1 protein-coding gene is annotated in these 1,490 nt (G+C 59.9%); it reads left to right on the top strand.

The genetic code is table 11. The annotated features are described in order from the left end of the window. Positions 1–469: 469 nt before the first annotated feature. A complete protein-coding gene (tal, locus tag HHA01_RS14660; protein ID WP_141322054.1) occupies positions 470–1,417 on the top strand; it encodes a transaldolase in 948 nt (315 codons plus the stop codon). The last annotated feature ends 73 nt before the right edge of the window (positions 1,418–1,490 follow it).

Genomic DNA, 1,490 nt, shown 5'->3' on the forward strand with positions numbered 1-1,490 from the left:
GATGGCCTCATACGATCCGTGACTGGCAATCGCCACAAGATATCACAGCGATCCACAGAACCCTCAGAGTTGAAACGCAGCGGACCACTGCTCGCTTGAGTCAAGAATGATGGAACGCGACATCGAAGCACTGGCTCGTTGCACTAAGGGATATGAGCCGCCCGCAATGCTCAAAATATCAAATAACGATCACATGAAAGTTAAAAACCCCTCAAAATCGCTGGACAACCAACCACCGAAAGCCCTCGGTAACTCGGCGACCAACAGACCAGCCTCTTCAAGATAACGAGTAATATACTGAAAATTCTAAAATTATCCAAAAGACATCGACAAAAGTAGCAAGCCGGCATTCAGTGAAAGCCTTGACACATCGCTCTTCAAGGGCTAAACATTTGATCAAATTAAGAACATATATAACACCGCGCACCCGGCTTTGTGCGAGCCCCTCATTGATCCCTTGGAGACACTCATGGTTTCACGACTCGACGCCCTCAAACAGCACTCCCTGGTGGTCGCCGATACCGGTGACCTGGACGCCATCCGGCGTTACCAGCCCCAGGATGCCACGACCAACCCTTCGTTGATCCTCAAGGCCTTCGATATGCCCGGTTACCAGCCACTGATCGAACGGGAGCTGGCCGCACTGCCCGCGCAAGGCGACAAACACCAGCGCGCCGCCCAGGCCGTGGATCGACTCGCGGTCGCCATGGGCAGCGAGATCGCCGGCGTGGTACCCGGACGCGTCTCCACCGAGGTCGCCGCGCGTCTGTCCTTCGATACCCAGGCGAGCATCCGCAAGGCCCATGAACTGATCGCAGACTACGAGCAGCGTGGCATCGGTCGCGACCGCGTGCTGATCAAGCTGGCTGCCACCTGGGAGGGCATTCGCGCTGCCGAGGTACTGGAGAAGGAGGGCATCAACTGCAACCTGACCCTGCTGTTCAGCGATGCCCAGGCCCAGGCCTGTTTCGATGCCGGTGTATTTCTGGTCTCGCCTTTCGTCGGCCGAGTCACCGACTGGTACAAGCAACACACCGGCCAGGACTACGCCGCCACGGAAGATCCGGGCGTACAGTTCGTTCAGGGTGTCTGCCGCCAGGCCAACCAGGGCGGCTACGACACCGTGGTCATGGGCGCCAGTTTCCGCAGCACCGGCCAGGTGCTGGCGCTGGCCGGCTGCCCACGGCTGACCATTTCGCCGGCACTGCTCGAGGAGCTGGCCGCCAGCGACGACGAGGTGACACCTGGCGTCACGATGGAAAGAGCCGGCGGCCAACGGCCGACGCCGCTCGATGAAGCGGAGTTCCGCTGGGAACACAACCAGGACGCCATGGCCAACGACAAGCTCGCCGAGGGTATCCGCCGCTTCGCCGACGACCAGGCAAGCCTCGAACAGCGCATCGCCGACCGCCTTTGACCCAGGAGCCACCTCATGCCAACCCGCTTCGAACTGGCCAACGCCATTCGCGCTCTTTCCATGGACGCCGTCC

The sequence above is a fragment of the Halomonas halmophila genome (assembly GCF_006540005.1).
GTDB lineage: Bacteria > Pseudomonadota > Gammaproteobacteria > Pseudomonadales > Halomonadaceae > Halomonas > Halomonas halmophila.

Bases quoted from the DNA above. Each gene is read 5' to 3' on its own strand.
- tal (WP_141322054.1), top strand. From the start codon at position 470: ATGGTTTCACGACTCGACGCCCTCAAACAGCACTCCCTGGTGGTCGCC.